17 protein-coding genes and 1 tRNA gene are annotated in these 25,920 nt (G+C 70.5%); 5 read left to right on the forward strand and 13 right to left on the reverse strand.

Annotation, left to right across the window (positions count from 1 at the left end; genetic code table 11):
- Window positions 1–1,123: YlbL family protein (locus N866_RS00005; RefSeq protein WP_052022150.1), on the forward strand; the 1,123-nt coding region annotated here is incomplete at its 5' end.
- Window positions 1,124–1,183: 60 nt separating this feature from the next.
- On the opposite strand, the gene N866_RS00010 is transcribed toward N866_RS00005, so the two are convergent.
- A complete protein-coding gene (locus tag N866_RS00010) occupies window positions 1,184–1,789 on the reverse strand; it encodes a PPA1309 family protein (RefSeq protein WP_034221104.1) in 606 nt (201 codons plus the stop codon).
- A 125-nt stretch (window positions 1,790–1,914) separates the two neighbouring features.
- Between N866_RS00010 and N866_RS00015 the strand changes: the two genes are divergently transcribed.
- Both N866_RS00015 and N866_RS00020 read left to right on the forward strand, forming a co-directional pair.
- On the forward strand, window positions 1,915–4,941 hold the full coding sequence (locus N866_RS00015) for a UPF0182 family membrane protein (RefSeq protein WP_034220946.1): 3,027 nt from the start codon (window positions 1,915–1,917) through the stop codon (window positions 4,939–4,941).
- Between the two features lie 93 nt (window positions 4,942–5,034).
- Window positions 5,035–5,108, forward strand: a tRNA-Met gene (locus N866_RS00020).
- A gap of 354 nt (window positions 5,109–5,462) precedes the next feature.
- Here N866_RS00020 and N866_RS00025 read toward each other — a convergent pair.
- From N866_RS00025 to N866_RS00040, 4 genes are all read right to left on the reverse strand, one after another.
- Window positions 5,463–7,715: a hypothetical protein gene (locus N866_RS00025; RefSeq protein ID WP_034220948.1), complete on the reverse strand. Its 2,253-nt coding sequence runs from the start codon at window positions 7,713–7,715 to the stop codon at window positions 5,463–5,465.
- Window positions 7,716–8,008: 293 nt separating this feature from the next.
- A complete protein-coding gene (locus N866_RS00030; RefSeq protein ID WP_034220950.1) occupies window positions 8,009–8,257 on the reverse strand; it encodes a hypothetical protein in 249 nt (82 codons plus the stop codon).
- Window positions 8,254–9,603: a hypothetical protein gene (locus tag N866_RS00035; protein WP_034220952.1), complete on the reverse strand. Its 1,350-nt coding sequence runs from the start codon at window positions 9,601–9,603 to the stop codon at window positions 8,254–8,256. The genes N866_RS00030 and N866_RS00035 overlap by 4 nt, the downstream gene beginning before the upstream one ends.
- Window positions 9,600–10,025: a hypothetical protein gene (locus N866_RS00040; protein ID WP_155855107.1), complete on the reverse strand. Its 426-nt coding sequence runs from the start codon at window positions 10,023–10,025 to the stop codon at window positions 9,600–9,602. Before N866_RS00040 ends, N866_RS00035 begins: the two co-directional genes overlap by 4 nt.
- Before the next feature lie 917 nt (window positions 10,026–10,942).
- On the opposite strand from N866_RS00040, the gene mobF reads away from it, so the two are divergent.
- Window positions 10,943–14,542 carry a MobF family relaxase gene (mobF, locus tag N866_RS00045; RefSeq protein WP_052022151.1) on the forward strand — a complete coding sequence of 1,200 codons (3,600 nt, stop codon included), beginning with the start codon at window positions 10,943–10,945 and terminating at the stop codon, window positions 14,540–14,542.
- On the forward strand, window positions 14,539–14,955 hold the full coding sequence (locus N866_RS19525) for a hypothetical protein (protein WP_052022152.1): 417 nt from the start codon (window positions 14,539–14,541) through the stop codon (window positions 14,953–14,955). The genes mobF and N866_RS19525 overlap by 4 nt, the downstream gene beginning before the upstream one ends.
- 482 nt (window positions 14,956–15,437) lie before the next feature.
- Here N866_RS19525 and N866_RS00060 read toward each other — a convergent pair whose 3' ends face one another.
- From N866_RS00060 to N866_RS19535, 8 genes are all read right to left on the reverse strand, one after another.
- Window positions 15,438–16,352, reverse strand: a complete 915-nt coding sequence (locus N866_RS00060; RefSeq protein ID WP_034220959.1) for an LAPAL motif-containing putative phage structural protein — start codon at window positions 16,350–16,352, stop codon at window positions 15,438–15,440.
- Window positions 16,353–16,798: 446 nt separating this feature from the next.
- On the reverse strand, window positions 16,799–17,746 hold the full coding sequence (locus N866_RS00065; RefSeq protein ID WP_216699331.1) for an ArdC-like ssDNA-binding domain-containing protein: 948 nt from the start codon (window positions 17,744–17,746) through the stop codon (window positions 16,799–16,801).
- Between the two features lie 114 nt (window positions 17,747–17,860).
- A complete protein-coding gene (locus tag N866_RS19530; protein ID WP_052022154.1) occupies window positions 17,861–19,102 on the reverse strand; it encodes a transglycosylase SLT domain-containing protein in 1,242 nt (413 codons plus the stop codon).
- The gene (locus N866_RS00080; RefSeq protein ID WP_052022155.1) at window positions 19,099–20,865 is read right to left on the reverse strand and encodes a TraM recognition domain-containing protein; all 1,767 of its coding nucleotides are present in this window, start codon (window positions 20,863–20,865) and stop codon (window positions 19,099–19,101) included. The genes N866_RS19530 and N866_RS00080 overlap by 4 nt, the downstream gene beginning before the upstream one ends.
- A 50-nt stretch (window positions 20,866–20,915) precedes the next feature.
- Window positions 20,916–22,022, reverse strand: coding sequence for a DnaB-like helicase N-terminal domain-containing protein (locus N866_RS00085; protein WP_034220961.1), 1,107 nt, complete (start codon window positions 22,020–22,022; stop codon window positions 20,916–20,918).
- A complete protein-coding gene (locus tag N866_RS00090) occupies window positions 22,022–23,293 on the reverse strand; it encodes an ATP-binding protein (RefSeq protein WP_245612299.1) in 1,272 nt (423 codons plus the stop codon). Before N866_RS00090 ends, N866_RS00085 begins: the two co-directional genes overlap by 1 nt.
- The gene (locus N866_RS20735) at window positions 23,290–24,741 is read right to left on the reverse strand and encodes an SCO6880 family protein (protein WP_052022156.1); all 1,452 of its coding nucleotides are present in this window, start codon (window positions 24,739–24,741) and stop codon (window positions 23,290–23,292) included. Before N866_RS20735 ends, N866_RS00090 begins: the two co-directional genes overlap by 4 nt.
- The gene (locus N866_RS19535; protein ID WP_052022157.1) at window positions 24,738–25,919 is read right to left on the reverse strand and encodes a type IV secretion system protein; all 1,182 of its coding nucleotides are present in this window, start codon (window positions 25,917–25,919) and stop codon (window positions 24,738–24,740) included. Before N866_RS19535 ends, N866_RS20735 begins: the two co-directional genes overlap by 4 nt.
- Between the last annotated feature and the right edge of the window lies 1 nt (window position 25,920).

Here is a 25,920-nt window from a genome sequence, read left to right on the forward strand (position 1 = left end):
GGTCGGCGGGCAGGTCGGCGAGCCGGCCCCGCTGGAGGCGCACGGTCCGCCAGCCCCCGGCTGGGAGCCGCAGCCGGTCACGCCCCGCTCGCTCGTGCTCGCCGGCGCCACCGTGACGACGGCGCTGCTGGTCGCCGTCGCCGCCCTCCTCCCGGCGCCGTACGCGGTCTCGTCGCCGGGTCCGACCCGCGACACGCTCGGCGAGAGCAACGGCGAGCCGCTCGTCACCGTCTCCGGGGCGTCCACGTACGAGTCGACCGGGGGGCTGCTCCTGACGACGGTCGCGGTCGCCGGTGGCCCGGGCTTCCCCGTCGGCCTGCCGATGCTGCTGCGGGGCTGGGCCGACAGCTCGCGCGCGGTGCGGCCGGTCGAGGAGGTCTTCGCCCCGACGGAGACCGAGGAGCAGATCGACGAGCGCAACCAGGCCGCCATGGTGTCCTCCCAGGAGAACGCCACGGTGGCCGCGCTGGAGGAGCTCGGGTACGACGTGCCGACCGAGCTCGTCGTGGTGGAGGCGGTCGAGGGCACCGGGGCCGAGGGCGTCGTCGCGGCGGACGACGTGATCGTGGCCCTGGACGGCACCGAGCTCGGCTCGTTCTCCCAGCTCACCGCGCAGCTGGAGCAGGTGGAGCCCGGCTCGCCGGTCGTCCTGACGGTGCTGCGCGGTGGCGAGCGCGTCGACCTCGACCTCGTCACGGGCGACAGCGGGGAGGGCCGCGCGCTCCTCGGCGTCTACATCGACCCGGTGTTCGCGCTCCCGTTCCAGGTGTCGATACAGATCGAGAACATCGGGGGACCGAGCGCGGGCATGATGTTCGCCCTGGGGATCATCGACACCCTCACGCCGGAGGACGAGACCGGCGGCGAGACCATCGCCGGGACCGGCACGGTCGACCTGGGCGGCGCCGTGGGCCCGATCGGCGGCATCCGGCAGAAGCTCCACGGGGCGGTCCGCGACGGCGCCACCTGGTTCCTCGCGCCCGAGGACAACTGCGACGAGGTCGCGGGCTTCGTGCCGGACGGCCTGCGGGTCGTCCGCGTCGCCACGCTGGGCGACGCCCGCGCCGCCGTGGAGGCCATCGGTGCCGGCCAGGCCGACGACCTCCCCACGTGCGAGCGCTGAGGTCCCGCACCTGCTGGGCCGGCCGGGCCGCCGGGGACGGCGGCGCCGCCCGCCACGGGGCTAGAGGAACGTCGCCCGCAGCGCCTCGGTGAGCCCGGGGACCAGGTCCGGCCCGCCCGCGACCGCAGCGTCGTCGTCGTGCGCGCGGGTGCGCAGCACCGACCACGCCGGGCCCGAGCGCAGGACGCCGACGGCGAGCCGCACGTCCTGGCGCTCCGGGTGGGCCATGAGGTAGGCGAGGGCCTCGTCCGGGTCCGCGGGCATGGCGTCCTCAGCGGCCGTGGGCAGGACGACCCGCTCCACGACGACGGCGGCCCCCGCGACGGTCTCGGGCCACGTGAGCACGCCGAGGAGCTCCTCGAGGCTCTCGACCTGCGGCAGGCCCTCCTGCTCGACCGACGTGAGGTGGTCCGGGTCCTGACGGGCCGCGGCGACGACCTCCGGGGCGAGCTGGGACTCCAGGCCCGGCTCGGCGGCGAGCGCCGCCTGCGTCCCGACGAGGGCGAACACGCGGACCGGACCGTCCCAGCCGCCGCGGGCCACGTGGCGCTCGATCTCGCGGACGGAGTCGGCCAGGAACGCCGTCGCGGCGTCGGCGGGGGTCGGCTGCTCCGGGGCCTCGTCGGGCCGGGTGTCGTGGTCGCTGAGGGGTGCCTCGTCCGTCATGAGGGCCATCGTCGCAGGTGTGGGAACCTGGGTCCCGGCAGGAACGTTGTGCTGCCAGGTGCTCGACCTGCCGTCTGACCAGGCGGGTCGGGCCGGCCCCGGTTGGACGACCTGAAGGTAGTGACGTGAGCTTCGCCTCCGCCCCGCGCCCCGCCCCGGCATCGCCGCGACCCGAACGACGACGGGGCGCCCTGGCGCCGACGATCGTCGTGCTCGGGGTGCTCGGTGTCATCGTGATGATCGCCGCCCAGCTCTGGACCGAGGTGCTGTGGTTCGACGTCGTCGGCTACCTCGACGTCCTGCAGACGGAGTGGCTGACCCGTGGCGCGCTGTTCGCCGGCGGCTTCCTGCTCATGGCGGGGGCGGTGTTCGCCAGCCTGTCGGTGGCGTACCGCTCGCGGCCGGTCTACGCGCCGTCGACGCCGGAGCAGGCCTCCCTGGACCAGTACCGCGAGATGATCGAGCCGCTCCGTCGGCTGGTGATGGTCGCCGCGCCCGGGCTCCTCGGCTTCTTCGCCGGCGCGGCCGCGTCCGCCCAGTGGCAGACCGTGCTGCTCGCGCTGAACAGCGAGCCGTTCGGCGAGCGTGACCCCGAGTTCGGCATGGACATCGGCTTCTTCGTCTTCACGCTGCCCGCGCTGCGGTTCGTCGTCTCGTTCCTCATGGCCGTCGCGATCATCGCGGGCATCTCCGCCATCGCCACCCACTACCTGTACGGCGGGCTGCGGCTCGGCGGGGAGGGCGACCGCACGACCCGTGCGGCGCGCATCCACCTCGCCAGCGTGGCCACCGTGGTCATGCTGCTCGTCGCGGCGAACTACTGGCTGGACCGCTACTCGCTGCTCATCCAGCCCAGCGAGCTGGGCTCGGCGGGCGTCCAGGGCGCGTTCTTCTCCGACGTGAACGCCGTGATGCCGTCGCGCCTCATCCTCGCGGGCGTCGCCGTCCTCGTCGCCGCGCTGTTCGTCGTCGCCGCCTTCCAGGGCAGCTGGCGGCTGCCCGCCATCGGCGTCGGCGTCATGGTCGTGGCGGCGGTCGCCATCGGCGGGGTGTACCCGTCGGTGGTCCAGCGCTTCCAGGTCGCGCCCAACGAGCAGGAGGCGGAGGCGGAGTACATCCAGCGGAACATCGACGCGACCCGCGCGGCCTTCGACATCGACGACATCCAGGTCGAGCCGTACAACGCGGTGCTGGAGGGCGAGGAGGGTGCGCTGCGCGCCGACGCGGACACGACCGCGAGCATCCGCCTGCTCGACCCGTCCGTCGTGAGCAACTCGTTCCGCCAGCTCCAGCAGAACAAGCAGTACTACAACTTCCCCGAGACCCTGTCGGTGGACCGGTACGAGATCGACGGCGAGATGCGGGACACCGTCATCGCGGTCCGTGAGCTCAACCTCAACGGCCTCGGGGCGGGCCAGCGGACCTGGGTCAACGACCACACGGTCTACACCCACGGCTTCGGCGTCGTCGCCGCCTACGGCAACACGACGCAGAACGACGGCCGGCCGGCGTTCTTCCAGGGCGGCATCCCGTCCACCGGTGCGCTGGGCGACTACGAGCCGCGCATCTACTTCGGCCAGAGCCTGCCGGAGTACTCGATCGTCGGCGCCCCCGAGGGCACCGAGCCGTGGGAGCTGGACTTCCCGGACGACGACTCGGCCGCCGGCCAGGTCAACACGACCTTCCCGACCCGCGAGATCGAGGCCGGCCCCAGCGTCGGCAACATCTTCAACCAGCTGCTCTACGCGCTGAAGTTCGGGTCCGAGCAGATCCTCTTCTCCGACCGCGTCACCTCGGAGTCGCAGATCCTGTACGACCGCAACCCGCGGGACCGTGTCGGCAAGGTGGCGCCGTTCCTCACGCTCGACACCCGGGTGTACCCCGCCGTCGTGGACGAGCGGGTGGTGTGGATCGTCGACGGCTACACGACCTCCGACCAGTACCCGTACTCCTCCTCGCGTGCGCTGGAGGAGATCACGGTCGACGCCCTCACCGGGCAGTCGGACGTCATCGCCGCGCTCGCGCCGCAGCAGGTGAACTACATCCGCAACTCGGTCAAGGCCGTCGTCGACGCCTACACGGGCGAGGTGACGCTGTACGCGTGGGACACGGAGGACCCGGTCCTCCGGGCGTGGACCAACGTGTTCCCCAACGCCCTGGAGCCGATCGACGAGATCACCGGCGACCTGATGGCGCACCTGCGGTACCCGGAGGACCTGTTCAAGGTCCAGCGGAACCTGCTCTCGACCTACCACGTCGACACGGCGGCGGAGTTCTACTCCGGCCAGGACTTCTGGCGGAACCCGCAGGACCCGGTCACGGAGACCCAGGCGCAGCCGCCGTACTACCTGACGCTGCAGATGCCCACCCAGGACGAGCCGGTGTTCTCGCTGACCTCGACCTTCGTGCCGGGCGGTAACACCGACCGGCAGGTCCTCACCGGCTTCCTCGCGGTCGACTCGGAGACCGGCAGCACACCCGGCGAGGTACGGGAAGGCTTCGGCCAGCTCCGCCTCCTGGAGCTCCCACGCAACTCCACGGTGCCAGGACCGGGTCAGGTGCAGAACGCGTTCCGGTCGAGCCCAGAGGTCTCCGAGAGCCTCAACGTCCTGACCCTCGGGTCCTCGGAGGTCGTCTCCGGCAACCTGCTCACCCTGCCCGTGGGCGGCGGCCTGCTCTACGTGCAGCCGGTCTACGTGCAGAGCGCGACCGGCACGCAGTTCCCGCTGCTGCAGCGCGTGCTCGTCTCCTTCGGTGAGGAGATCGGCTTCGCCGAGACCCTCGAGGAGGCGCTGGACCAGGTGTTCGGCGGTGACGCGGGCGTCGACGACCTGGTGCCCGACGAGGAGCTGCCGACCGCTCCGGAGGCGCCGATCGACGACGCCCCCGGCGGCGAGGCGCCCGAGCCGGGACCGACCTCCGAGCCGACGGCGGAGCCGACGACGGAACCCACCGCCGAGCCGACGACGCCCGCCGAGACCGGCGACGCGCGTGCCCGGCTGGACGCCGCGCTCGCGGACGCCCGCACGGCTCTGCAGGACGGGCAGACGGCGCTCGCCGACGGCGACTTCGCCGCGTACGGCGAGGCGCAGCAGCGGCTCCAGCAGGCGCTGGAACGCGCGATCGCGGCCGAGGCGGAGCTCGAAGGCTGACGTCGCGGTGACCCGCAGGTGAGCGAGAGGTGACGTCCGGGCCGGGGCGGATTTGCCCCGGCCCGGACGTCCCACGTATGGTTGAGGAACCGACGCGGGGTGGAGCAGCTCGGTAGCTCGCTGGGCTCATAACCCAGAGGTCGCAGGTTCAAATCCTGCCCCCGCTACTTGTGAAGTTGCAGTTCAGAGGCCCTTTCGATCTTCGGATCGAGAGGGCCTCTGGCGTTGATGTGGGCAGAATGTGGGCAGCGGACATCAGTGAACGCCCGCGGGCGTCAACGATGATGGCCGGACTCCAGGCCTGTATTGGTCGTGTCGAGCGCCGATCGTCGAGAACTTCGACCCCAATCAGCCGCGCACCCGGCTCGTGGGGGAGCCGTGGCCCCACCCGGAGTCGAGCCCTTCGATCCCCAGCACAGCGCGGGCAGTCGGCGCGCTGGCCGCCACCACGTGGCGTTGCCGATCGGTCCAGGCATCCTCCGAGTTGATCGGAGGAGGGACCTCAGGACAGTCAGAGGGCCTCACTCGAGATCCCCGCCAAACTCGCGGACCACCTCGTCGACCGCTTCGGCGACATCACGCAGGAAGCGGTTCTGGTCGGGTGATGCGCTGACCGTCGGAATCGGCGCGCCGCGGTCGTAGACGTCGTTCGCGATGATCCGAGCCCGCACAAAGGTCGAGCCGGGCCCCTTCTGCAGATAGGCCTGCTGCCATCCGGCGCGAACGTCGTCACGCAGACGGCGCTTGGTCAGCTCGACCAACCGGTTCGTGACCGCGTTGGAGAGTGCGTCGAGGTTCGCCTGCTTCTCGTCCTCGCCGGGCTCCTCGCCCGACCACCGCTCGGGACGCTGCAGCATCAGGTAGACCTGCATCTGGAGGTGGTAGCGCAGGTCGGCCACCGGCTTGAGGCTGTCGTATTCGTCGGCCGAGCCCTCGGCCAGTCGCCGGCTGAGCGCCTTGACGCGCGTCCAGTGCTCCTTCGGGGCCTCCGGGTTGTAGTCGAGCCCGAGGAGGCCGCGCCAGCGCGTGTGGAAAGTCTTGGCGGCTTCCACCACGGCGAGCGACAGATTCATACGGTTGAAGATCGGGCGGCTGGGCCCGGTGTCGACGGCCCGCTCCGGGTGAGCCAGCACCTCGAGAAGCGCATCAAGCTGCTCGATCGCTCGCATACCAGCGCGCTTCCTGGAGTTGAGCGGCTCGTGGATCCCGCCCACGAAGAAGCGTGCACCATCGATCCGGCGGCGCAGGACCCGCTCCCCAGCCGGACCGAGCTCGTCGCCGATGGCCTTCAAAACGTTCTCGACCGATGCCAGGACGTGCTGCTCCCTGTCGCCGAAGGTAGGGAGGTTGTCGCCCTTGACTTGGTCGAAGTGGGTGAAGACGATGTGCAGCTTGCCGGCGTTGCCGGAGACGGCGATCCCCTTGAGTGCGGCTACCGGTGCAGCTTGCATCGGTTGGGCGGCGTTGTCGACGAGCAGGATGGCATCGACGTTCTGCAGTTGGGTGGCGACGTGGGTCGACAAGGTCGCAACGGACTTCGGCGTGTGCCCCAAGCCCTCGCCGTCGACCAGGACTAGGCGCACCGGCTCGGAGGACCACTCGGGTTGGAAGGGACCGATGACTCGAATGCCGTTGACCAGCGGCGTGAGAAGACGCCCGAAGAGCGCGGCGAAGTTGCTGGAGAAGCGGGTCACCACCTTGATGAACGCTGCGCGGTCGCTTGACTCCCACGACCACGTGGTCGGCCAACCCTGGCGGTTCCGGCGCAGCTCGCCCACGTCCAGGGTGCCGAACCGCTTCTCGATCTCATCGACCAGGGAGTCCACGATGTCGTGGAACTCGTCTGACCGCCGCAGGTCGCCGTCGAGGTTCTCTTCGATTAGTTCCTGCAGCACCCGCTCGTCGTCCTCCATGTCCTTGAACGTCTCCGTCACGGCACTGGCGTGGCGATCGACGACCGCCTTGATCGCCTCCACCGCGGCGGCGACCACGGCGTTCGTAGCGACCAGGTCTACGGTGCCGTAGTCGTCGGGGTTGATGTCATCGATCTCCTCGTCGTCATCCTCCGCGAGGTCAAGGTCGTCGTCGGCTCGCGCGACGCCGCGTCCCAGGACGTAACTGAAGCGGAAGCGCTGATTGACGTGGTCGAGCAGACGACGCCGGATCTCATCGTCGGAGCGTTTGCGGAAGGCCGCGAGTGCTGCCTCGGAGACGTTCTCAGTGAGGTAGTCAATGACCTCGTCACGGGGCACGAATGTGACGACCGCGCGATACGAACCGTCCTCGGTTGTGATCAGCTCGGTGTCGGCAACGGTGGTCTTGGCGGTCGATGTCGAAGGGAAGCGCTCAGTGGCAGGGTCGGTGCCGAGGATCTGGCGCACGACGGTCGTCTTGCCTGCACCCGTCGTACCCAGCAGGAGCACCGTCCGGTAGCCCTCGTCCTCCCCCGGAAGCGGGAGCAGTTCCTCCCGCAGGTCAGCGAAGTCGAGGTCACTGGCCTCCATGCCGTCGTAGAAGATATCGACGACCCGAGCATCGAAGCGCCCCAGCGCACCTCCCTTCGCGGTGACCTCCCACAGCTCAGGAGAGCGCAGGATCTGATTCAGCTGGTCGACGAGGAGAGAGGCTTCGATCTCGTCGCTTGTGCCCAGGCCTCGTCGTACACGGCGGCCGGTCTTGCCGGTGGGCAAGTCGATGCGCGCCGGGTGGCGGAAGATCACCGACCACGACTCTCTGCCCTGGTTGCGGCTCTTGCTCGCGGTGTAAAACTTCATCGCCAACCTCGTTCCGTTGTTCCTGCGGTGTACCAGACCCCAATGCTGCACCTGTCGTGGTAGCCGCGTCAAGTACTGCGGTACACCGCAGGAACAACGACACCGCTGTGCCCGCGACAAGGTCATCGCCGTCGAGGGGGATCGACGACGTCACACGGCAGGGGCCCGCCGGACGGCGGGCGGGTCGCCGGCCTGAGTCCAATCACTCGAGGGGTAGCGGCTCATCAGTCTTCGAAGGTTGCGCACCGGGCCGTCGGCGTGGGCAGGGGCATCGCGCGCGCGGTGGCCCAGCGTCAGGTCGTCAGGGCCTGGACGACCTGAGCTTCGGGTAGGTCCAGGGCGTCGGCGAGGAGCTCCGTCAGCAGGCCCATGGTGGGGATCAGGTGGTAGACGCTGAACTCGATCCTCGGAGCGTCTGAGCGGTCTTCATCCCGCCACAGGGCGGCCCAGTAGCACTCCAGTAGCGGGTTGTAGCCCCAGATCGACTGTTCCGCCCAGCCCGGCAGGTTGATGTCGCGCACGAACTCGTCGTTGAGGTTCATGCGTCCACCTGCAGCCCGACTGCCGTGACGTCGGACGCTCGGTCCAGCGTGTCGCGCCCGAGAGCCGGCCTGGGGGTCAAGCGCGGGCTCGGATGACTGCGAAGGCTTTGATAGAGGTGCCCGACTTCCTCGAGCTGACGCGTCGAGGCCGGAGCGAGCCTGCCCTCCAGACGTGCACGGACGAGCTCAGGCTGGTCGGTGATTTCCTCGCCCGTCAGTGAACGGGCGGGGGCGTAGACGGTGCTCGTCCGGGTGATCTTGGCGAAGGTCCGGGCGTTGTGGTCTGCAACCTCGGTCATTATTGCGATGGCCCCACCCAGGGCAGCGCCGGTCCTGCGAAGGGCTGGATCCGGCAGGTGCGCCCTTCCCACACCCGACAGGGGCGCCACGGTCGGCAGGAGACGGGCAAGGCCGGCGAGATCGGCGTGGACGACGTCGTCACGCAGCGCCGGGCTGACCAGGATGGCGAGTCTGCTTCCCAAGGCTTGCCAGTTCCGACCGCGTGCGATGAGCGTGCCAGCTGGTCCGCCAGGTCCGGCATGGAAGGCGGCTGCGTGGGCGTGCACGGCGACGCCGATGGTGGCGAGGTCGCGCAGTGCGGCAACGGAGCGGCCGGGGGAGTTGACGAGTTCCCAGGCCCGTTGCCGCACGCGAGCCAGGCGGTCGGTGAGCTCGGCGAGGACGTCGTCGGTCCGGACGCGGGCGGTGATCAAGCCGACGTCGGGCAGGGGGTGTGGTCGTTCCGACTCGGTCACGCGCGCGAGCTGCTCGGCGGGAACGACGACGTGGTGGAGCCCGGTCAGCCACTTGGCGACGCTCCCCCAGTGCACCCCGGCCTGACCGATCCGAAGCGCCTGGGCGTCCTCGACCGACGCCGTCGTCAAGGCGAGGGCGGCCACGCGGCTGAGAGCGGCGTCTCGCGCTTCCGGGGACTCGAGGATGTGCGCGACGGGGGAGCGCGGAGCGCCGATGGTGTCGTGGTGGAGGTGGACGAGGTCGGTCGCCGCCCTGAGGGTCCGGGCGGCTTCGGTCCAGGCGCTCTCGGATCCGGCCAGCAGTGACGGGTGAGGTCGTTCGACACCGATGGTCTCGGAGATCGCCGCGGCGAGTTGCAGCGCAGCTGCTTCGACGGTGTCCGGGTGCGCAGCGGACCGCACGCCAGAGGCCCGACCGGGGCTGATCAGTGCCCAGATGTGGGCCTCGAGAGCCGACAGGACTGCGTGGCTGTCCAAGACGAGCGCAAGGGCGCTCTCTCGGTCGTCCAGCCGAATGGTGGCGGATGGGCGACCATCCTCAACCAGTCGGGTGGCCCGGTTGATCAGGTCGGGATAGGTCGTTGGCGTCATGGCCCGGCCCCGAGGATCTTGTCCCGCGCCCGACGCAGGGCAGCCTCCACCTCGGCCAAAGTCAGGACGTCGGCGATCGTGAGTTCCGCGTCGAACAGATCCGAGGCACGGTCCAGCGCGGCGGTGGTCAGCTGGCCGAGGACACGTCGTCCGCGCGTGAAGCCTTCGTCGGATTCGAGAGGGCCGAGGTCGACGGCGGCGCACCGAGCCGGCAGCGCGGGATGGGCCCACTCGAGGTTGTCCTGGGCCTCGCGCAGATCAGCGGCGGCGTAAATGACATCCAGGGCGTCGATCAGGGGCAGCGCGTCGGCCAGACGCAGGGCGGCGCGGGAGGCTGCGTGGGTCAATGTCCAGATGCCGGCCCACCCGGGTTCGGCGTCCTCGGTCAGCACGCCGGCGGGCGAGGTCCAGGAAGAGCTCATCACAGTTCACCTTTCAACTTCGACGCCCGGGCCCGTGCTGCCGTCGTCGGCTGCCTTCTCCAGCAGGTAGGCGTCGCCCGCGGCAACCTCCTCCGCTCCACCTGGCCCCGAGGCGCCATCGGCTGGCCACCGATGCAGGGGGCCGGGCTGGGATAGGTGGACCGTGCCGTCGCGGTCGAGCGTGAGGGCAGCGTGCTCGTGGGCTGCCGCCGGCGTGAGCCAGCGCCGCGAGGACCAAGTCGAGGTGGGCGCGGTCGAGGCCCGTCACGACGTCGACGATGTCGATCGGTTCGGAGTCGACTAGCGCGGCAACCAGTCGCAGCACACGGCGCTCGCCACCGGAGAGTGCCGAACCCGAGCGCAAAGCCGTGGGCTCCAGCCAGGCCCGCCCGTCGTCGTCGACGATCCACGGATGCCCCCGGGTGGCGAAGCGCCCTCCGAAGGCCCGAGTGAGGAGTTCGACTGCCGCCATGGCGGGATAGGAACCCGCGGCCCAAGCCTGGGAGTTTCGCCACCGTCGTCGTGGCTTCTGTGCTCATCGCGCCCTCCAAACCAAGGCCCTGTGCCGCCGATCGGGCGCGGCCGGTCTTCACCGTCGCCCCGGGGCTCCGACTGCCGCTTCGTGCGTCCTCGCGAATGTGGACGACGACTCCCTGCCAGCAGGTGGGGAGAACGGGTGACAACCCCGTGCGGTGGCAAGGCGTGCCCGAGTTCGGACCCGCGTCGAGCGGTTCAGGACCGTCATGGGCCGGCAGGGCAGGAAGATCCGGGACACCTCTGGCACTAGCTTTTTGATCATGGTTAGCGGGTCGTCCGCGTTGCGGCGCGAGATGCCTACCTGCCCGCATGGAGCACTTGCGAGTCGGGCGGTCGGGCGGTGCCGGTGCGGCGGACGCCGACACGAGGGTCGGCCCGACATGGTGATGACGCTGCACCGGTTGTCGGCTGGGGCGGGCTACCAGTACCTGCTCAAGCACACCGCGACCGGGGACTGTGATCGGAATGGGTCGGCGCCGCTGACGGCGTACTACACCGCGTCCGGGAACCCGCCCGGCAGTTGGCTCGGCGCGGGTCTCGCTGGCGTCGGCGGGGGCAAGGGCCTGGCGTCCGGCGCCGTGGTCGTCGAGGAAGCCATGGCGAACCTGTTCGGCGCCGGCACGGACCCCGTCACTGGCGCACCACTAGGTCGCGCCTACCCGTCATTCACCCCCGCCCGGGCGCGCATCGCGTCGCAGGTAGCGGACTTGCCGGACGCCATGACGGACGGCGCCCGGGCCGCCGCGGTCGAGGCGATCACGAGAGTGGAGCTGGCCAAGGCGCATCCGACGGCGGTGGCCGGCTTCGACATGACCTTCACGCCGCCGAAGTCCGTCTCCACGATGTGGGCGGTGGCCGACCGGTCAACCCAGGCGGCCGTCGTCGATGCGCACCGCGCCGCCGTCGATGAGGCGTTGGCATTCTTCGAGCGCACGGCGCTCTTCACCCGCACGGGGACGGCAGGGTGCCAGCAGCACCCGACCCGGGGGATGCTCGCTGTGGCGTTCGACCACTGGGACTCCCGCGCCGGGGACCCGAACCTGCACACCCACGTGGTCGTCGCCAACAAGGTGCAAGCCCCGGACGGGCGATGGCTGTCGGTCGACTCGCGCGCCCTGCACCACGCAGTCGTGGCGATCTCCGAGATCTACGACGACCTCATGGCCGACGAGCTGGCCCGCAGACTGCCGGTCTCGTGGTCGTGGCGGCATCGCGGCCCTCGCCGCTCCCCGGGGTTCGAGGTCGACGGCGTCGATGACGGGCTCATGCGCGAGTTCTCCACCCGTACCACGCAGATCGACGAGGCGATGACGGCCACCGTCGCCCAGTTCTACGCCACTCACGGCCGGGGCCCGAACCGGATCGAGATCTCGCGTCTGCGCCAGCAGGTCACCCGGACCACCCGCCCGGACAAGCACGTCCAACCGCTTCTGGACCTGGTCGCGACCTGGCGGCGGCGGGCTACGGACCGCACCGGGCGGACGCCGCAAGAACTGACGGCCGCCGTCCTGCGCGCCTCGCGGAACGTGGCGATGACGGCCGCGGAGGTGCCGCAACCCGTCATCGACCACTTCGCGGACCACACGGTCATCCAAGTGATGGAGCGCCGTTCGACGTGGACCCGATGGAACGTCCTCGCGGAGACGGCGCGCGCCACCCGTGGACTGCGCACCGCTAGTCCCGACGACCGGCAAACGCTGCTGGACCGAGTGTGCGAGGCAGTGCTGGCACGGTGCGTCAGCCTCGAGCCGCCCGAGCTGTTCACCGTGCCGGCCGAGTACCAGCGCCCGGACGGGTCGTCGGTGTTCACCCGGTCTGGTGAGGCTCGCTACACCCACGCAGGCGTCCTAGCGGCCGAGGAGCGACTCCTCGCCGCCACGGAGGACCGGACAGCGCCGCGAGCCGACACCGCCCGTGCGACGGCGGTCGACCTGATTGCCCCGGTGCGGCGCATCGACGGCCGGCCCGTGGCCTTGGCAGGCGACCAGGTCAACGCGATCCGCCTCATCGCTGCTTCCGGGCGTCGGCTGGAGGTCTTGGTCGGTCCGGCCGGCACCGGCAAGACCACGACGCTGGCGGGCTTAAAGACGGTCTGGGAGGCCGTCCACGGTCGCGGGACCGTCATGGGTCTTGCCCCGTCGTCAGCCGCGGCCGCCGAGCTCGCCGAAGCCCTGGGCATCACGTGCGAGAACACCGCCAAGTGGCTCCACGAGTCCAGCGGGCGGGGCGCTACCCTGCGCTCGACCTACCTGCAGCACCTCACGGCCGAGCGCGAGGCGTCGCAGCGCTCCGGTGACCTTCGGCGGCTTCGGACGGCCGATGCCGCCGCGAACAACCTGGGCGGGCAGCAGCAGCACTGGACGATGCGCCCGGGCCAGCTCGTGATCGTCGACGAAGCGTCCCTGGCCAGCACCGCGACCCTCGACCAGCTGACCGCTCAGGCCACCGCAGCCGGGGCGAAGGTGCTCCTGGTCGGCGACCACGCCCAACTTTCGGCCGTCGACGCCGGCGGTGCGTTCAACCTCCTGGCTGTGCGGACCCACCCCGCCGTGCTGACGTCCCTGTGGCGGTTCAGCCACCGGTGGGAGGCCGACGCCACCCGTGCGCTGCGCGCCGGTAGCCCCGCCGTCCTCGACGTCTACGCCGAGCACGACCGGATCACCGCCGGCGCCGCCGAGGCCATGTGCGAGGCCGCCTACACCGCCTGGCAGGCCGACACCGAGAACGGGGTCCCGGCAATCCTTCTGGCCGCCGACGCCCACACCGTCAGCATCCTCAACGCCCGCGCTCACAACGACCGCGTCAGTGACGGTCTCGTCGCGGCCAGCGGGATCACGACGACGGACGGATCCGTCATCGCCGTCGGCGACCGAGTCGTGACTCGCGCGAACAACCGGCGGCTGCGCACTCGCGGCGGGTACGTGCGCAACGGTGACCTGTGGACCGTCACCGCCACCGCGCCGGACGGATCCCTGACCGCTACCCGCCTTACCCGGCGTGGCGAAGTGAACGGTGATGCGGTGGTCCTGTCGGCCGAGTACGTCGCCCAGAACGTCGACCTGGCCTACGCCACCACCACCCACCGCGCCCAGGGCCTGACCGTCGACCACGCTCACGTCCTGGCAGCGCCGGGCATGACCCGGGAGAACCTGTATGTAGCGATGACCCGCGGGCGCCAGGACAACCGCGTCTACGTCGCCGTCGACGACGTCGACCCGGCGTGCGACTACCTGCCGGACACCCACGCCGCGCCCGACGGGCGGACCGTTCTCGCCGGCATCCTGGCGACCTCGGGGGCTGAGCTCTCCGCGACGCAGACCATCGCCGCTCGCCAGAACGCCGCTGGCTCTCTCAAGCGCCTCGAACCGATCCGTCAGACCCTCCTTGCGGACGCCACCGCAACTCGCTGGATCTCAACTCTGCGCGGAGCTGGGCTGGGCGGCTCCGCCGTCGAGCAGATCACCACCTCGTCCGCACGCGGCTCCCTGTTCGCGAACCTCGAACGCGGCGCCGCACTCGGTGTGCCGATGGACGATGTTCTGCGCGAGCTCATCGACATCCGACCCATCCACGAAACTGGCGAGACGGTCGGTGACCTCGCCGCTGTCCTTCACCGACGCGTCAGCGCCTGGCTGGCCGCTCAGGTTGAAGACCCCGCAGCCATCACCACCCACCCCGAGAGTGCGCACCTGTCACCAGGGGCGCGCGACACCCTGCGCCAGGTCGACGCACTGATCGCAGCCCGCATCGAAGCCCTGACGGACAACGCCCTTAACGTCGGTTCCGCCTGGTTGGCCGACCTAGAACCGATACCCGAAGACGACGCCGGACGTCTGGCCTGGCGCAGTCAGCCCGCTGCTGCCCTCGCCCATGAGGACTTCACGCGCGGCAACACCGTGGCGCACGCCCCGCCGCGCGCTGTCGAGTACGTGGCCGCGGTCGACCCCAGCACCGAAGCGCAGAGGAGTTGGTCCCGATGACCGCACGCCGCTCCCGACCGGAGTCTGTCGATGACGCGTTCTTCCCCCGCGCCGAGCTACCTCAACCATTCGGCCCCGCCGTGCCGATCTGCTGGGCCGCTCAGACCCCCGACAGCCAGCGCCTGTACCTCGAGGACCTCGACACCTGGGTCACCTGGCTCGTGGCCCACTACAGCCTCGATCGCCGCCACGTCCCCGAGTGCTGGGACGAGCACTGGGAGCTCGTCGAAGAGCTGGCCGCCCTGCACCTCGCATGGGAGGGGGCCTTCGCGACGACCGCGCAGGCGGATGCCCCGCTGGCATGGCACGAGCGTTTCGCCGCGTCCCGAAGCCGCCTTGCAGACTGGGCATCGCGAACGGGTTGTCGCCCCGGTCCACATCGATCCAGGTCGCCTGCAATCCCAGCACGGTGAGCGTGGTGGCGCGCATCTCCCGAAGGGTCGGGCGGACCGCCGCTGGAGGATCAATGCCTCAAATGGGCAGCGGCATGATCGGACGTCGCGCGAGACGTCATCCGGGCCTTGTACTGGCCGCGCGCTCACGCCGAACACCCCGCCCTGTTGCACGCCATCGGCAGGCATTACCGTGCGCCCGCGCGGTGGCCAGCACCGTGCAATGCGGTCCGTCCAGGCAGAGGACTGACCCCATGAACTTGCATCCTCGGCTGCCGCTGGTGCACGTCTTCGTCAAGATCACGAAAGACTGAGGCTAATGCCTCGATGCCTCGCGCTTTGTGATGTGACTAGCGCCGGTTGTCGCCGCGACGATGGACGGCACCATCACGAGAGGGTTGAAGGCGCGATCTACAACAAGCCAGTACGAAATGACGGCGAAGGCGAGTCCGACAGCGAGCAGGGCCAGACCGGCTGGATCCAGGCGGCGATACGAGTGAGGGCTATCCGTCGTCATCGTCACTCGCTGCCCTTCTGTGACTGATGACCTCGAGCACAGTCCACGTGCGCCGGGTCCGGCCGTTCTTCTCAACGGTGTCCTCACGCACCTTGAGATTGAATATGTCACTCTTGCGGATTGCCAGACCTCGGGCCACCCGGCCGAGGAAGTCGTCATCCTCGACGGTGGCCAGACGGTTCTCGTCGGTCGTCTTGACTCTCCATCGCGTTGGGTCGTCGAAGTCGATGGCCGACATCTGCGCTTCCGTATCGAAGATCTCCGACGTCTCCGTGATGTCGTCTTCCGGCTGAACCGCGTTGTAGTCCGGCCTCGTGAGCGTGAACGCTGCCTCGGCCTCGCCTGCCTCAATCTCTGCTGGCGCCACGGCCTCGACCTCGACCGAGGACACTCGCTGATCGCTCAGGGGTGCCATGATCTGCCGCAGTTGCTTCTTGCGTCGGCGATCACGCTTGTTCAACTCCCGCCATGCCGCCTGCGGAATCTCCTGCACGGTGTTGTCTTGCCACGAGACCAGGACGTTGCCGTTCTCCAGGTACTCGGCGCCGCTCGGCTCTGCCCGAGCGGACTTGGTGGCCCACCAGATGATCTGGCCGAGCGTCGGCATGCCGCCTGCTGCTGCGTACGCGGCGACCGTGGTGGGATCCAGGTCCTGAGCGACCCGCAGCACCTCGATGATGAAGGAACCCTCTTGCGCAGGCCGGACCAGTACCTCGGAGCCCGCTGGCCCGTCACCGAAGGCCCCGGCCCTCGCGAAGTCGCTCGACAACCCGACGAGGCCGGTCAGCACTTCGGCGACGTGCGCGGCGCGGAGCTCGTGGATCTCCGTGCCGTCCTCCTCCTTGCCTTGGAAGCGAAGAGTGAGAACCTCCTGAAGGTCAGAATCCGATTCAGTCAGCATGGCGGCACGGTACCGGAAACGAGTGACAGTGCCCGGCAGGTTCGGGATGCGTTGAAGGGGCCGCTCCTGCCCTCCGAGCGTCGCGGATCGTGGCCAGGGACGTTGCTGACACGATCATGCGAACGGACCCCACGACCTAACAGGGCCGGCCCGGCCTAGGGCCTGCTGATCGGCTACGCCCGTGTCTGGGCGAGCCCGCAGGACCTGATGGCCACGAGTCGGTGGAGACGCACGCCGACGACCAGGTCGGTGTGCTGTGCTCATCGAGCTGGGACAGCCGCTGGCGGGATCGATTCGGAGGCCGCGCTGGGTGATTCTCCACCGGAGGCGAGGACCAGCGCAGAACTTGCGACCTCGTCACCGTCATCACCGGCACGGAGGCGACGTCCCCGTGATCGCTCCCGCGGCTCTCACTCAAGCTTCCACCGTCTCCCCAGGCCGCTCGCTCACCGGCCACGTCCGGGCACCGCCTCGGGCCCAGGCAGATTCGAGAACTCGCGGGCGCTCCCCGAGCCCTCGGGCAGCGCCAGTGGAGAGGAGTGAAGCGTCGAGACACTGGTCATGATGCCGTTGCGCTTCCCCGGCACAGCAGCTGGCGCATCTGTGGGCCTCGGAGCCATACCCCGCGCAACCTTGATCACCTGCGTCATCGCCTCTCGCAGGAGGCCGACGTCGCCGCCCGACCATCCCGCAAGGTACGGCACTGAGTAGTCGGTCGCGTCGAGGCCGGCCTGGGCAGTGACGAGGTAGGCGATGGACTCTGCTTCGACTTCGGCCTGCCCCCTGCATGCCATGCTGCTGGCGTACTCGGTGAACCGGTGCTCGTGGTCGGCGCGGATGTGGCCGACCTCGTGAGCGAGTGTCTTGGCCGCTTGGGCGGGGCTGAGGTCGTCACTGATGCGCACGATCCTCGCGCCGTAGTCGGTGTAGCCGTTGGCTGTTCCGCAGGGACCTTGCTCGAGCCGGTACCCGGCGTCCGTGGCCAGTCCGGTGAGGTGGTCCATTAGGGAGCTGGGTGCGTCGCCGTCAAGGAGTCGTGGAGCGACGTCGGGCAGCGGTTCGCCATCGGTTTGGGACACGTCGAAGACGTGCACGATCTTGAACCCGCGCAGGACCCGCGGTGAGTGGTTCGTCGGCTCGCGGCCGGTCGGTGACTCCGGAGGGTGGCCACCCTCGGCACCAGGCTTCAGCACGCCCGTGGCGAGGACGTCGCCCGAAGGCCTATAGATGCATGGGGCGAGGATCGCGATGCCTCGCTCGCCGCGGTTGACGTGCCGGCCGAGGCTGTTCCACGTGCGGATTCCCGCAACGCGGGTGGCGTCCGGGCGCTGTGCTGTGATGAGCAGGATGTTCGACGGTGAGTAGTCGTAGAAGCGTGCGGCCGCTCGCAGCATCCGCATCCATGCGTCAGAACTCGCGAGTTCCGCGACGGCGTCAACGAGCTGGCGGTGGAGGACTTCGAGCTTGTCCTGGACCGACGGTCCGTCGCGTCGAGTTCGCAGGGTCGCTCACCGGCCCGAGGGCGCCGGGTGAACGGTCCCGGCGGGGAGCTTGGCTCCCTGGCAGATCGGGTTGGACCAACCGAGGTAGCCGCGCCCGTCGACGTATCCGGCGTTGATCTTCGCGAACGAGAGCTGGTAGACACCGCCGTGGTTGCCCGTGGCGGAGTCGTACACGCCGTTGGACGTCACGAGGATCTGATCGGGATCGCAGCTGGTGTCGGCTTGGACCACGACGGAGACGTGGCCGGCGGGTCTGCCGGTGTTCCAGAAGACGAACGACCCCAGAGGCGGGCAGGCGTCGCCAGGGTGGGCGTTGCCGGTGGCGACCATGGTGTTCCAGTGGGCTTTGGCCGTGGTGTACCCGGAGCCGACGTACCCGTAGGCGCGGCAGGCGAGGCGGTCGCAGAGCTGATGCCACCCAGAGGTGACCCCGACGTACGCGAGAGCCGTCTCGACGGCGGTGGCGACGTCGTGCGGGGTGCCGGGCGGTACGACTACGTCACCGGTGGTGCCGAGGTGGGGTAGGCACCCGACGCCCGAGGTGTCCAGGGGGCCAGACGGTTCGGGCGTCGGGGCAATCGTGGGGCCGAGAACTTCGACGGGCAGGTCGGACTGAATCCCAGCCTCGGTGACGGTACTCCAGTCCGCGACCCGTTGGCGCACGTTGTGGATGAAGGCCTGAGTTGTCGAAGGGAAGTTCGGGTAGGTCCGGAGCCGGGACTCGCCGGCGTTGTGGGCAATGATCAGAGCGTCGAGCACCGGCAGCGCCGATGAGGGCCAGTCGGGGTGGTCGGCGCGGAGCTCACGGACGCCGGCGAGCCGGGCGCACAGGTACTCGCCACCGACGCGTGAGTGGATCGCCCCGTCCTTGACGTCCCACACGCCATTGCTGTCCAGGTCAGCCGACCACGGGTGCCCGTAGGCACTGGCCCAGACGCTGGCGTTCATCTGGAACAGACCCCAGGTGCCGCCGTTGGAGTCGTCGGCGTAGGCGTCCGGCCGGAACCCGGACTCCTGTGCCATCACTGCGGCGATCCACGGTTCGGGAAGGTCCGGGCACGCCTCCTTGGTCGCCCGCACCCAGGTGCGAGCCTCTGCAGGGACAGGAGCGTCGTCGGCCAAGAACCCCCCGGCGGAGGTCTCGATGCACGCGAGCGCCGAACCACCGGCGCCGAGTGCGGCCATGACGGCGATCAGCGGAATGGCGAGCACGCCGAGGCCACTGGCAGTGACGACGGATCGCATCATCGAAGCGCACCCCCGGCGGCCGCCGCAGTGGCGGTCTCGATGTTGCGCTGCCCGGCCCGCAGGCCGTCAGCGTCTGGACGTTTGGGCCACCCACACAGGTCGATGACCACGGGACGGACCTGGCGGAGCAGCAGGACCCCGGTGCCGAAGGGCAGCGTGCGCAGCACCGAGGGCGGCATGACCGGCACCATGCGCACCGACGTGGAGGTGGACCGGTCGCCGGCCCGTCCGCGGGACCGTGTCTCGGTGAGCTCGTCGATCTCCCCGAGCAGGCGGGCGACATCGTCGAGGTCGCGGTACTTGGCCAGGCCGCCGAGGACCAGCTTGACGGTGGCGGCGTCCCAGATGGCGTCGGCGGCGTGCTCGCCCCACCGGTTGCGGGCCTGCGCGAGGGACTGCAGGACGGCCAGGGTGGTGATCCCGGACCCGCCGCCTTCCGCCATGAGCTGGGGCAGGGACGGCAGTGGGGTGAGGTTGGCGATCTCGTCCAGCGCCAGCAGGAGAGGTGGGTCCAGGCGCGCGCCGGGGGAGTGGGCGGCCAGGGAGCGGGCGGTCTCGGTGATGTCCTCGACGAACGCCGCGACCAGCGGTGCGCAGGACCCCGACGTCACTGCGGACGCCAGCAGGTACAGCGTTCCCGAGTCGCGCAGGAAGGCGGTGGGGTCGAACTCCTCACCTGGGGCGGGGTCGACGGCCCCGAGCACATCCGGGTCGGCCAGCGCGGCCAGCGACTGACGCACACCGAGCCAGACGGAGTCGCGGGTCCGCGGGTCCGAGTGCACGGCGGCTTCGAGGGCGTCGGCCCACCCGTTCGCGGCGTCGTCGTTCCGGTTGAGGATGGTCACGGCGTCCTCGGCGAGAGCCGGGTTCAGGGACCACCGGTACAGGTCGACGGCGCGGCGCCCGTCCAGGGCGGCGGCGTGCAGCAGGCAGCGCAGGGCGGTCTCGGTCTGCCCGGCCCAGAAGTCGGAGTCCGACACGGTGCGTCCGAACCCAGCGCCGGCGGCCAGCCCGCGAGCCCGGACGAGGGCGGTGCGGGGCGTCTCGCAGCCCCGGACCGGGGACCAGCGCAGACCGCCGGGAAGGCCGGCGAGGCGTTGCGGGTCGAAGATGGCGACCGGTCCCCGTCGCGCTCGAGCGTCCATCGTCACCGCGAGGGTGTCGGGTCGGGTTGACGTCGCTACGACCGGTCCCGGAGCGTCGAGGATCCACGGGATGACCACGTGCAGCCCCTTGCCCATCCGGGGCGGTCCGACCAGCAGCGCGGAGTCTTCGACGGAGCACCACAGCTCGCGCCCGCGAACGCGACCTAACCGGTAGCCGAGGTCGTGAGCACCTGGGTGGTCAAGGGTCGGTCGGATGACGCGGCCTCGGCGAACCAGAGACTTGCGTCCGGCGGTCGCCTGGACCTCACCCGGTGTTGCCAGGCCCGGCAGGTCCCGAACCCGAGAGGATGCTCCGCCGGATTCAGACCACAGCCTGCGTGCCCGCCACGCCGCCGCCCCCGCGCATGCGAGGACCGTGATGACCACGGCGGTTGAGGTCCAGTAGGCGACCGGTCCGGGCATGCTTTCCGGTGCTGGCCACGCGGTCGCGGGGTCCCTCATCGAGCCAAGCGCGCGGAGTGCGGCCAGCGGCCCGCCGTCCGGCACACCTCGGCCCGTGACCAGGCAGGCAAGAGCCGCTCCGCACCACAAGATCGCCCCGAACGCCAGCACGGCGGACCCGGCGACGAGCAGCCAGTTGGTGAGATCCGGTGCCATCGCCGGACCGGGAGCGCCGCCGTAGCGGGATGGGCGGCGCGGCGGAGGCGTCACTGGCCGACCGCCTGGGGCGCGGCCTCCAGCTGGCGGACCACGGTCAGGGCCGGGCGGCCGGCACCGGAGACAGCGTGGGGGAGCTCGCGAGCGATCCGTCGCAGGGCGCCGGTGACGAGGTGACCGGTGTCGACTAGGTCCTCGATGCGCAGACCCGGGTTGTCCGCGCCCACCTGGAGCTGGTGCGCGCCGTTGTCTGCGATGCGCTGAACTTGGTCGGCAGCGACGTCGCCGGCGGCGCGGTGCGGGTCGACCAGTCGTCCCGATTCGACTGCCTCACGAAGGTCGGGTAGGTCGGGGGCGGGCTGGTGGTGGCTCAGTCGGAACGTTGCCTCTGCGACGGTCACGAGGTCGACGGGCTGGCCGAGTTCAGCCAGCTCGACGGTCGCGGCGTAGACGGTGCGCCAGATCGGCGTCACCACGTACGTAGGCGGGAGCCACGCGGCGACTGATCCGATGGTGTCCGGGTGGGCGATCAACGAGCCGACGAGTGCGGCCTCGTGGGCGTGCTCGGTGACGAGGTCGCGCCGGGGGTGGGCACGCAGGTACTTGTCGGCCGACAAGCGCAGGTCGCGGCTGGACAGCGCTGCCCGCATGCGCATCGGCGGCTCGTCGCACCCGCTCGGCTCACCGGTGGCCAGGCTCCATCGGTTGGCGCTCGAGTCCAGCCCGGCGTCGACGACGGCGGAGGAATTGACTACTGGGGCAGGTCCGCCGCTCAGTGCCGACTGGAGCGCGCCGGCACGGAGCAGGACACCAAGGCCAGCGATCTCCCTCCGCAGCCCGGCGTCAAGGACCATGCGTGCGTACACGGCCGGACGTGGGGCCGTCGGCGCCGCAGCGAGCAGGTCGTGGATCGCGACGATGTTGGCGCGTCGGGGACCGAGGTCCCCGAGCATCTGGGATCCGAGCTCGGAGGCGTTGAGCGGGCGTCCAGCGAGGTGGTGCTCGTGGACGATTCGGTAGACGTGCGCATGCCACATGTCGGCGAAGTCGCCCGGCCGCAGCCAGGTTCCGATGGCCTTGGTGGCCTCGGGGACGTAGAGCAGGGAGCCGAGGGTGGCCTGTTCGGCCAGCCGCACGGCGTCGTCGTGGTCGATCATCAGGCCACCTCCTGGGGCCGGTGCGGAGTGCCGCGCATGGCGGCGTCGGTGTCGACGATGGCGAGCTCGTCGGCATGCAGGTGATGCCTCACGAGGTGGGAGCGACCGGGCATCTTCCACAGCCCGACCCCCCGAGGCAGGCCCGCCAACACGTCCCGTTCGGGGCGGGTCAGACCAAGCGCGCTCGCGGTGGCGGTGAGCTGGTCCGCTTCTTGTCGGTAGACGATCCGCGTCGAGCAGTCGGCCAGGAGCCCCTCGGCCAGGGCGCGGGCCTCCGACCCGGCCGCGCCGACGGCGTCCAGGTCGGACAGGCGGTGCAGGACCATCAGGTTTGCGATGCCGTAGGCGCGGGAGAGCTTCCACTGCGACTGCAGGCGCCGGATCAGCGGCACGGAGCGGAGCAGCCGCCACGCCTCGTCGTAGATGACCCACCGCCGCGCGGAACCACCGTCCGCCGAAGCAGTGGTCAGGGCGGCGTCGAGCCACCCAGCCGCACAGACCATCGCCAGCTCGAGTGCTTCGTCGTCGGCACCCAAGGCGGACAGGTCGAGGACGAGCATCGGCGCGTCTGCGTCCAGCCGGTGCGTGGAAGGTCCGTCGAACATCCCGGCCAGGTCACCGCGGACCACGCGCCGCAATCCGTGGGCCAGGTCCTGGCCGTCGGGTTCCGGGCGTGGCCCGTCGAGGGCGTCGACGACACCGGGAACGGTGACCGTTGCTGTCGTCGATGAGGTGGTCGCGAGGCTCAGGGCGGTGTCGAGGACGGTGTGCTCGGCGGCAGATAGGTCGCGACGCAGCGCGGTCGCGGCCAGCGCCGCGAGGAGCCGCAGGCGGCGGGTGTGCGCGACAGTCGGCTCGGTGGTCGACACGTCGAGCGGGTTGAGGCGGGTGGGCGAGTCAGGGCCCAGACGCACGACGACACCGCCCACGGCACGGGCGACCGGCCCCCACTCGCCCTTCGGGTCGCCGGGGACGTAAACATGGCGCCCGGCCGCGATCGAACGCAACGCCAGAGTCTTGGCGAGGGCGGACTTGCCCTGACCGATGACCCCGGCTAGCAGCACGTTCGGGTTGGTGAGGACCCCGGCGGCGTACAGGTCCCAGGGGTCGAAGCAGAACGGCTCCTCGGTCAGCGCGTCGGTTCCCACGAGCACGCCGGTCGTGCAGGAGGGCGTCACCAGGAACGGGTAGGCCCCGGCGAGGGTGGCCGACGATGCTCGGTGCGCCGGCAGCCGCAGGGGCGGCCCGCCCGGCATCGTCCGCCGACTCACAGCACACCTCGCGCGAGTGGCAAGGCTGCGGCGGCGTGGGCGACGGCCTGCTGCCCGACCAGACGCCTCACCTCGCACATGGCCTGCGCGGCGGCGGCCTCGGTCGCCGTGCACGCCACTTCCAGCGCCTCCAGGGTCGGGGCCGTCACAGTGATCAGCCCGGTGAACCGCAGGTCACCGTGGCCAGCGACGAGCTCCGCCTCACGCCGGGACAGCTCGGCGACCTCGGCACGGGTGGCCTCGTCCTCGATCTGACCGATCCGCACTCGTCTGGTTGCGTCGGCGGCGTGCTCGACCTTGGCTCGGCGGATCTCCCGCAGTGCCTGCGCCGTTGTGACCGGCTCGGCGATCAGGCTGACCGTGCGAGTCGTCGTGGCCGACCCAAGCAGAGGGTTGAGGAAGGCCGGGTGCACTTCGCTGCGTGGCCACTGCACCACCCAGTAGGTGGCGTGCACCCCGGAGTCGGTGCGCAAGTGCGCCCAGCGCTCCTCGGCGCCCATCGGCCCGAGGAGGCTGGGGCCGACCAGCCGCTCGTCGTCGCCCGGGGACGTCGGTGCCGCGGAGGAGGCGTCGCGCGCGCCGACCGGGTCGTAGGTGTTGCGCAGCACCGCCCCGAGATCGCTGACGTCGACCCAGCTGTCGACCACCAGGCCGGCAGCGCGCAGCGCATCGCCAATCGCTGCGAGGTCCTGCTCCAGCGTCTCGGCCCCGGTCGTGGAGAGGCGTCGAACGCTCCCGCGTGGGCTGCGAAGGGCCACGGCGACGAAGACCTCCGGTCGGCGCGCACTGGCGGTGACGGCCTCGAGCAGCTCCGCAACGACACGCCCGGCCAAGGACGGAGTGGTGGCCGCGTTGCGCTGCCACCACGAACGCGCGGCTGCCGAGCCCCCCGCCACGGTGCGCGACAGCACTTGGACACGCAGGACGCGTGGCATCTGGCAGGTCGTCGCGAGTACGCGCCCCCAGGCACTGACCTTCGTGTCCTGGGTGGCGGCGTCGTCCAACACGAAGCCAGCGCCGCGAACGCGCGCGATCGCCGTCACCGTGCCCGCTCGCCGGTCGAGGACGAGCGCAGCTGCCAGGGTCGGCGATGCCGTGACCGAGACCGGCCCTCGGATCCCAGGAAGCGTGAGGGCTTGCTGCACACGCAGGACTGGGCGTGCGATCAGGGTGGTCGCCCCTGTCCTCGATCGCGCCTGCCAGGTGACGACAAGGGGTAGCCAGGCCAGCAGGGGGCGGCCTCGCATGTTCACCGTTGCCAGGATCGCCAGCGGTAACCAGATCGGCGCCCCGTTCAGCAGCCCGGACATCCCAGCGGAGTAGACCCCGACCAGCGCGACCAACAGCGCGACCCCGAGGACGCCGAGCTGACCGAATCCCAGGCCAAGGAGCACGGCGCGTTGCTCGAGCGGGCCGAAGCGCACCGTCGCGACCTCATGCGTGCTCACGACCGACCACCACCCAAGCCGCGGGGAGGCGCAGAAGCCGGACGCGCGGCCCCGGCCGTCGTCGCGGCCGGCGGCGCCGACGGCCGGACGGGGTTAGTGGTCGCGCCTCCACCGGCGGCCTTGCCAGCGCTCGCGGCCTTGCCCGCCGCCCCCGCTGCTCCGACGTGCCCGAGCAGCATCGTGGTCGCCGCGTGCTGGGCCAGGCCCCGTGTCTGCGCGCCGGCGCTGCGTGCGCCTCGGGTGATCGGGCCAGCGGCGACCGCCGAGTTCATGACCGCGGCGGCTTCCATGCCGGACCAGTGGACGAACCGCCACGTCAGCCACGGCGCGAACACGGCGATCGAGAGGAGCAGGAGGCCGACGAGCAGGTCGGACAGTCCGGCTACGCCGGGTGGTTCCGAGGCGTTCGATGTGGAAGTGCTCGGGCCGACGCCGGAGAACGCGGACGCGCCGACTACGAACACGACGACGATCACGAGCTTGCTGAACACGAGCGCGGCGACGATCTCGAGCCAGCGCCGGGTCCACACCCGCGTCTGGTCCCACGCGGAGCCGGCGAACGCGATCGGTGCCAAGACCGCGATGAGGATCAACGCGGCCTTGCGGAACAGCAGTACGCCCCAGAGGAGCAGGAAGCCGATCATCATCGCCAGCCCGAACAGGATCGCCAGTCCGGGTGAGGTCGCGAGCACAGGCGCCGCGAAGTTGAAGAACTGCCCGGCCGACGCCGCGACGGTGGTGCCCGCCGACGCCGCCACGTACTCGCAGAGCTCATCAACTGCGGTCAGCGCCACCTGAGTCACGCCCAGGGCCAGCGCCGCGCCCAGGAGCGCCTTGCCTACGCCGCCGACGGCGCGCCCCAGGCCGCCCGGTTCACGCCGGAGCACCGAACCGATCACTTGCAGGGCGAAGAGCGCGACGAGCACGGGCAGGGTGATCGTGGCGATCACCGCGACGTTGTCGCGCAGCCATGACACCGACAGGTCTATCGGCGTCAGGGTGTCCAGCGCCGTGAGGGCACCCGTGCCGATCTGCGCGGCAGCGTCGACGAACGCCGCACCCAGGCCGCTCAGGACGTAGTCCGAGGCGCCGGCCGCGGCGGAGCCGGCCGCGTTGCTCGCCAAGTCGCACAGGAACGTGATCGGACCGACGCAGGGGTCCAGGGCCGGTGTCGGCATC

It is taken from the genome of Actinotalea ferrariae CF5-4 (genome assembly GCF_000603945.1).
Classification (GTDB): Bacteria; Actinomycetota; Actinomycetes; order Actinomycetales; family Cellulomonadaceae; genus Actinotalea; species Actinotalea ferrariae.

Excerpts from the sequence above, each read along its gene's own strand:
- N866_RS00065 (WP_216699331.1), bottom strand. The coding sequence starts at position 17,746 with ATGCTGCGAGCGGCCGCACGCTTCTACGACTACTCACCGTCGAACATC.
- mobF (WP_052022151.1), top strand. The coding sequence starts at position 10,943 with ATGGTGATGACGCTGCACCGGTTGTCGGCTGGGGCGGGCTACCAGTAC.
- N866_RS00040 (WP_155855107.1), bottom strand. The coding sequence starts at position 10,025 with ATGAGCTCTTCCTGGACCTCGCCCGCCGGCGTGCTGACCGAGGACGCC.
- N866_RS19535 (WP_052022157.1), bottom strand. The coding sequence starts at position 25,919 with ATGCCGACACCGGCCCTGGACCCCTGCGTCGGTCCGATCACGTTCCTG.
- N866_RS00080 (WP_052022155.1), bottom strand. The coding sequence starts at position 20,865 with ATGGCACCGGATCTCACCAACTGGCTGCTCGTCGCCGGGTCCGCCGTG.
- N866_RS19530 (WP_052022154.1), bottom strand. The coding sequence starts at position 19,102 with ATGATGCGATCCGTCGTCACTGCCAGTGGCCTCGGCGTGCTCGCCATT.
- N866_RS00085 (WP_034220961.1), bottom strand. The coding sequence starts at position 22,022 with ATGATCGACCACGACGACGCCGTGCGGCTGGCCGAACAGGCCACCCTC.
- N866_RS00030 (WP_034220950.1), bottom strand. The coding sequence starts at position 8,257 with ATGAACCTCAACGACGAGTTCGTGCGCGACATCAACCTGCCGGGCTGG.
- N866_RS00025 (WP_034220948.1), bottom strand. The coding sequence starts at position 7,715 with ATGAAGTTTTACACCGCGAGCAAGAGCCGCAACCAGGGCAGAGAGTCG.
- N866_RS00035 (WP_034220952.1), bottom strand. The coding sequence starts at position 9,603 with ATGACGCCAACGACCTATCCCGACCTGATCAACCGGGCCACCCGACTG.
- N866_RS19525 (WP_052022152.1), top strand. The coding sequence starts at position 14,539 with ATGACCGCACGCCGCTCCCGACCGGAGTCTGTCGATGACGCGTTCTTC.
- N866_RS00010 (WP_034221104.1), bottom strand. The coding sequence starts at position 1,789 with ATGACGGACGAGGCACCCCTCAGCGACCACGACACCCGGCCCGACGAG.
- N866_RS00060 (WP_034220959.1), bottom strand. The coding sequence starts at position 16,352 with ATGCTGACTGAATCGGATTCTGACCTTCAGGAGGTTCTCACTCTTCGC.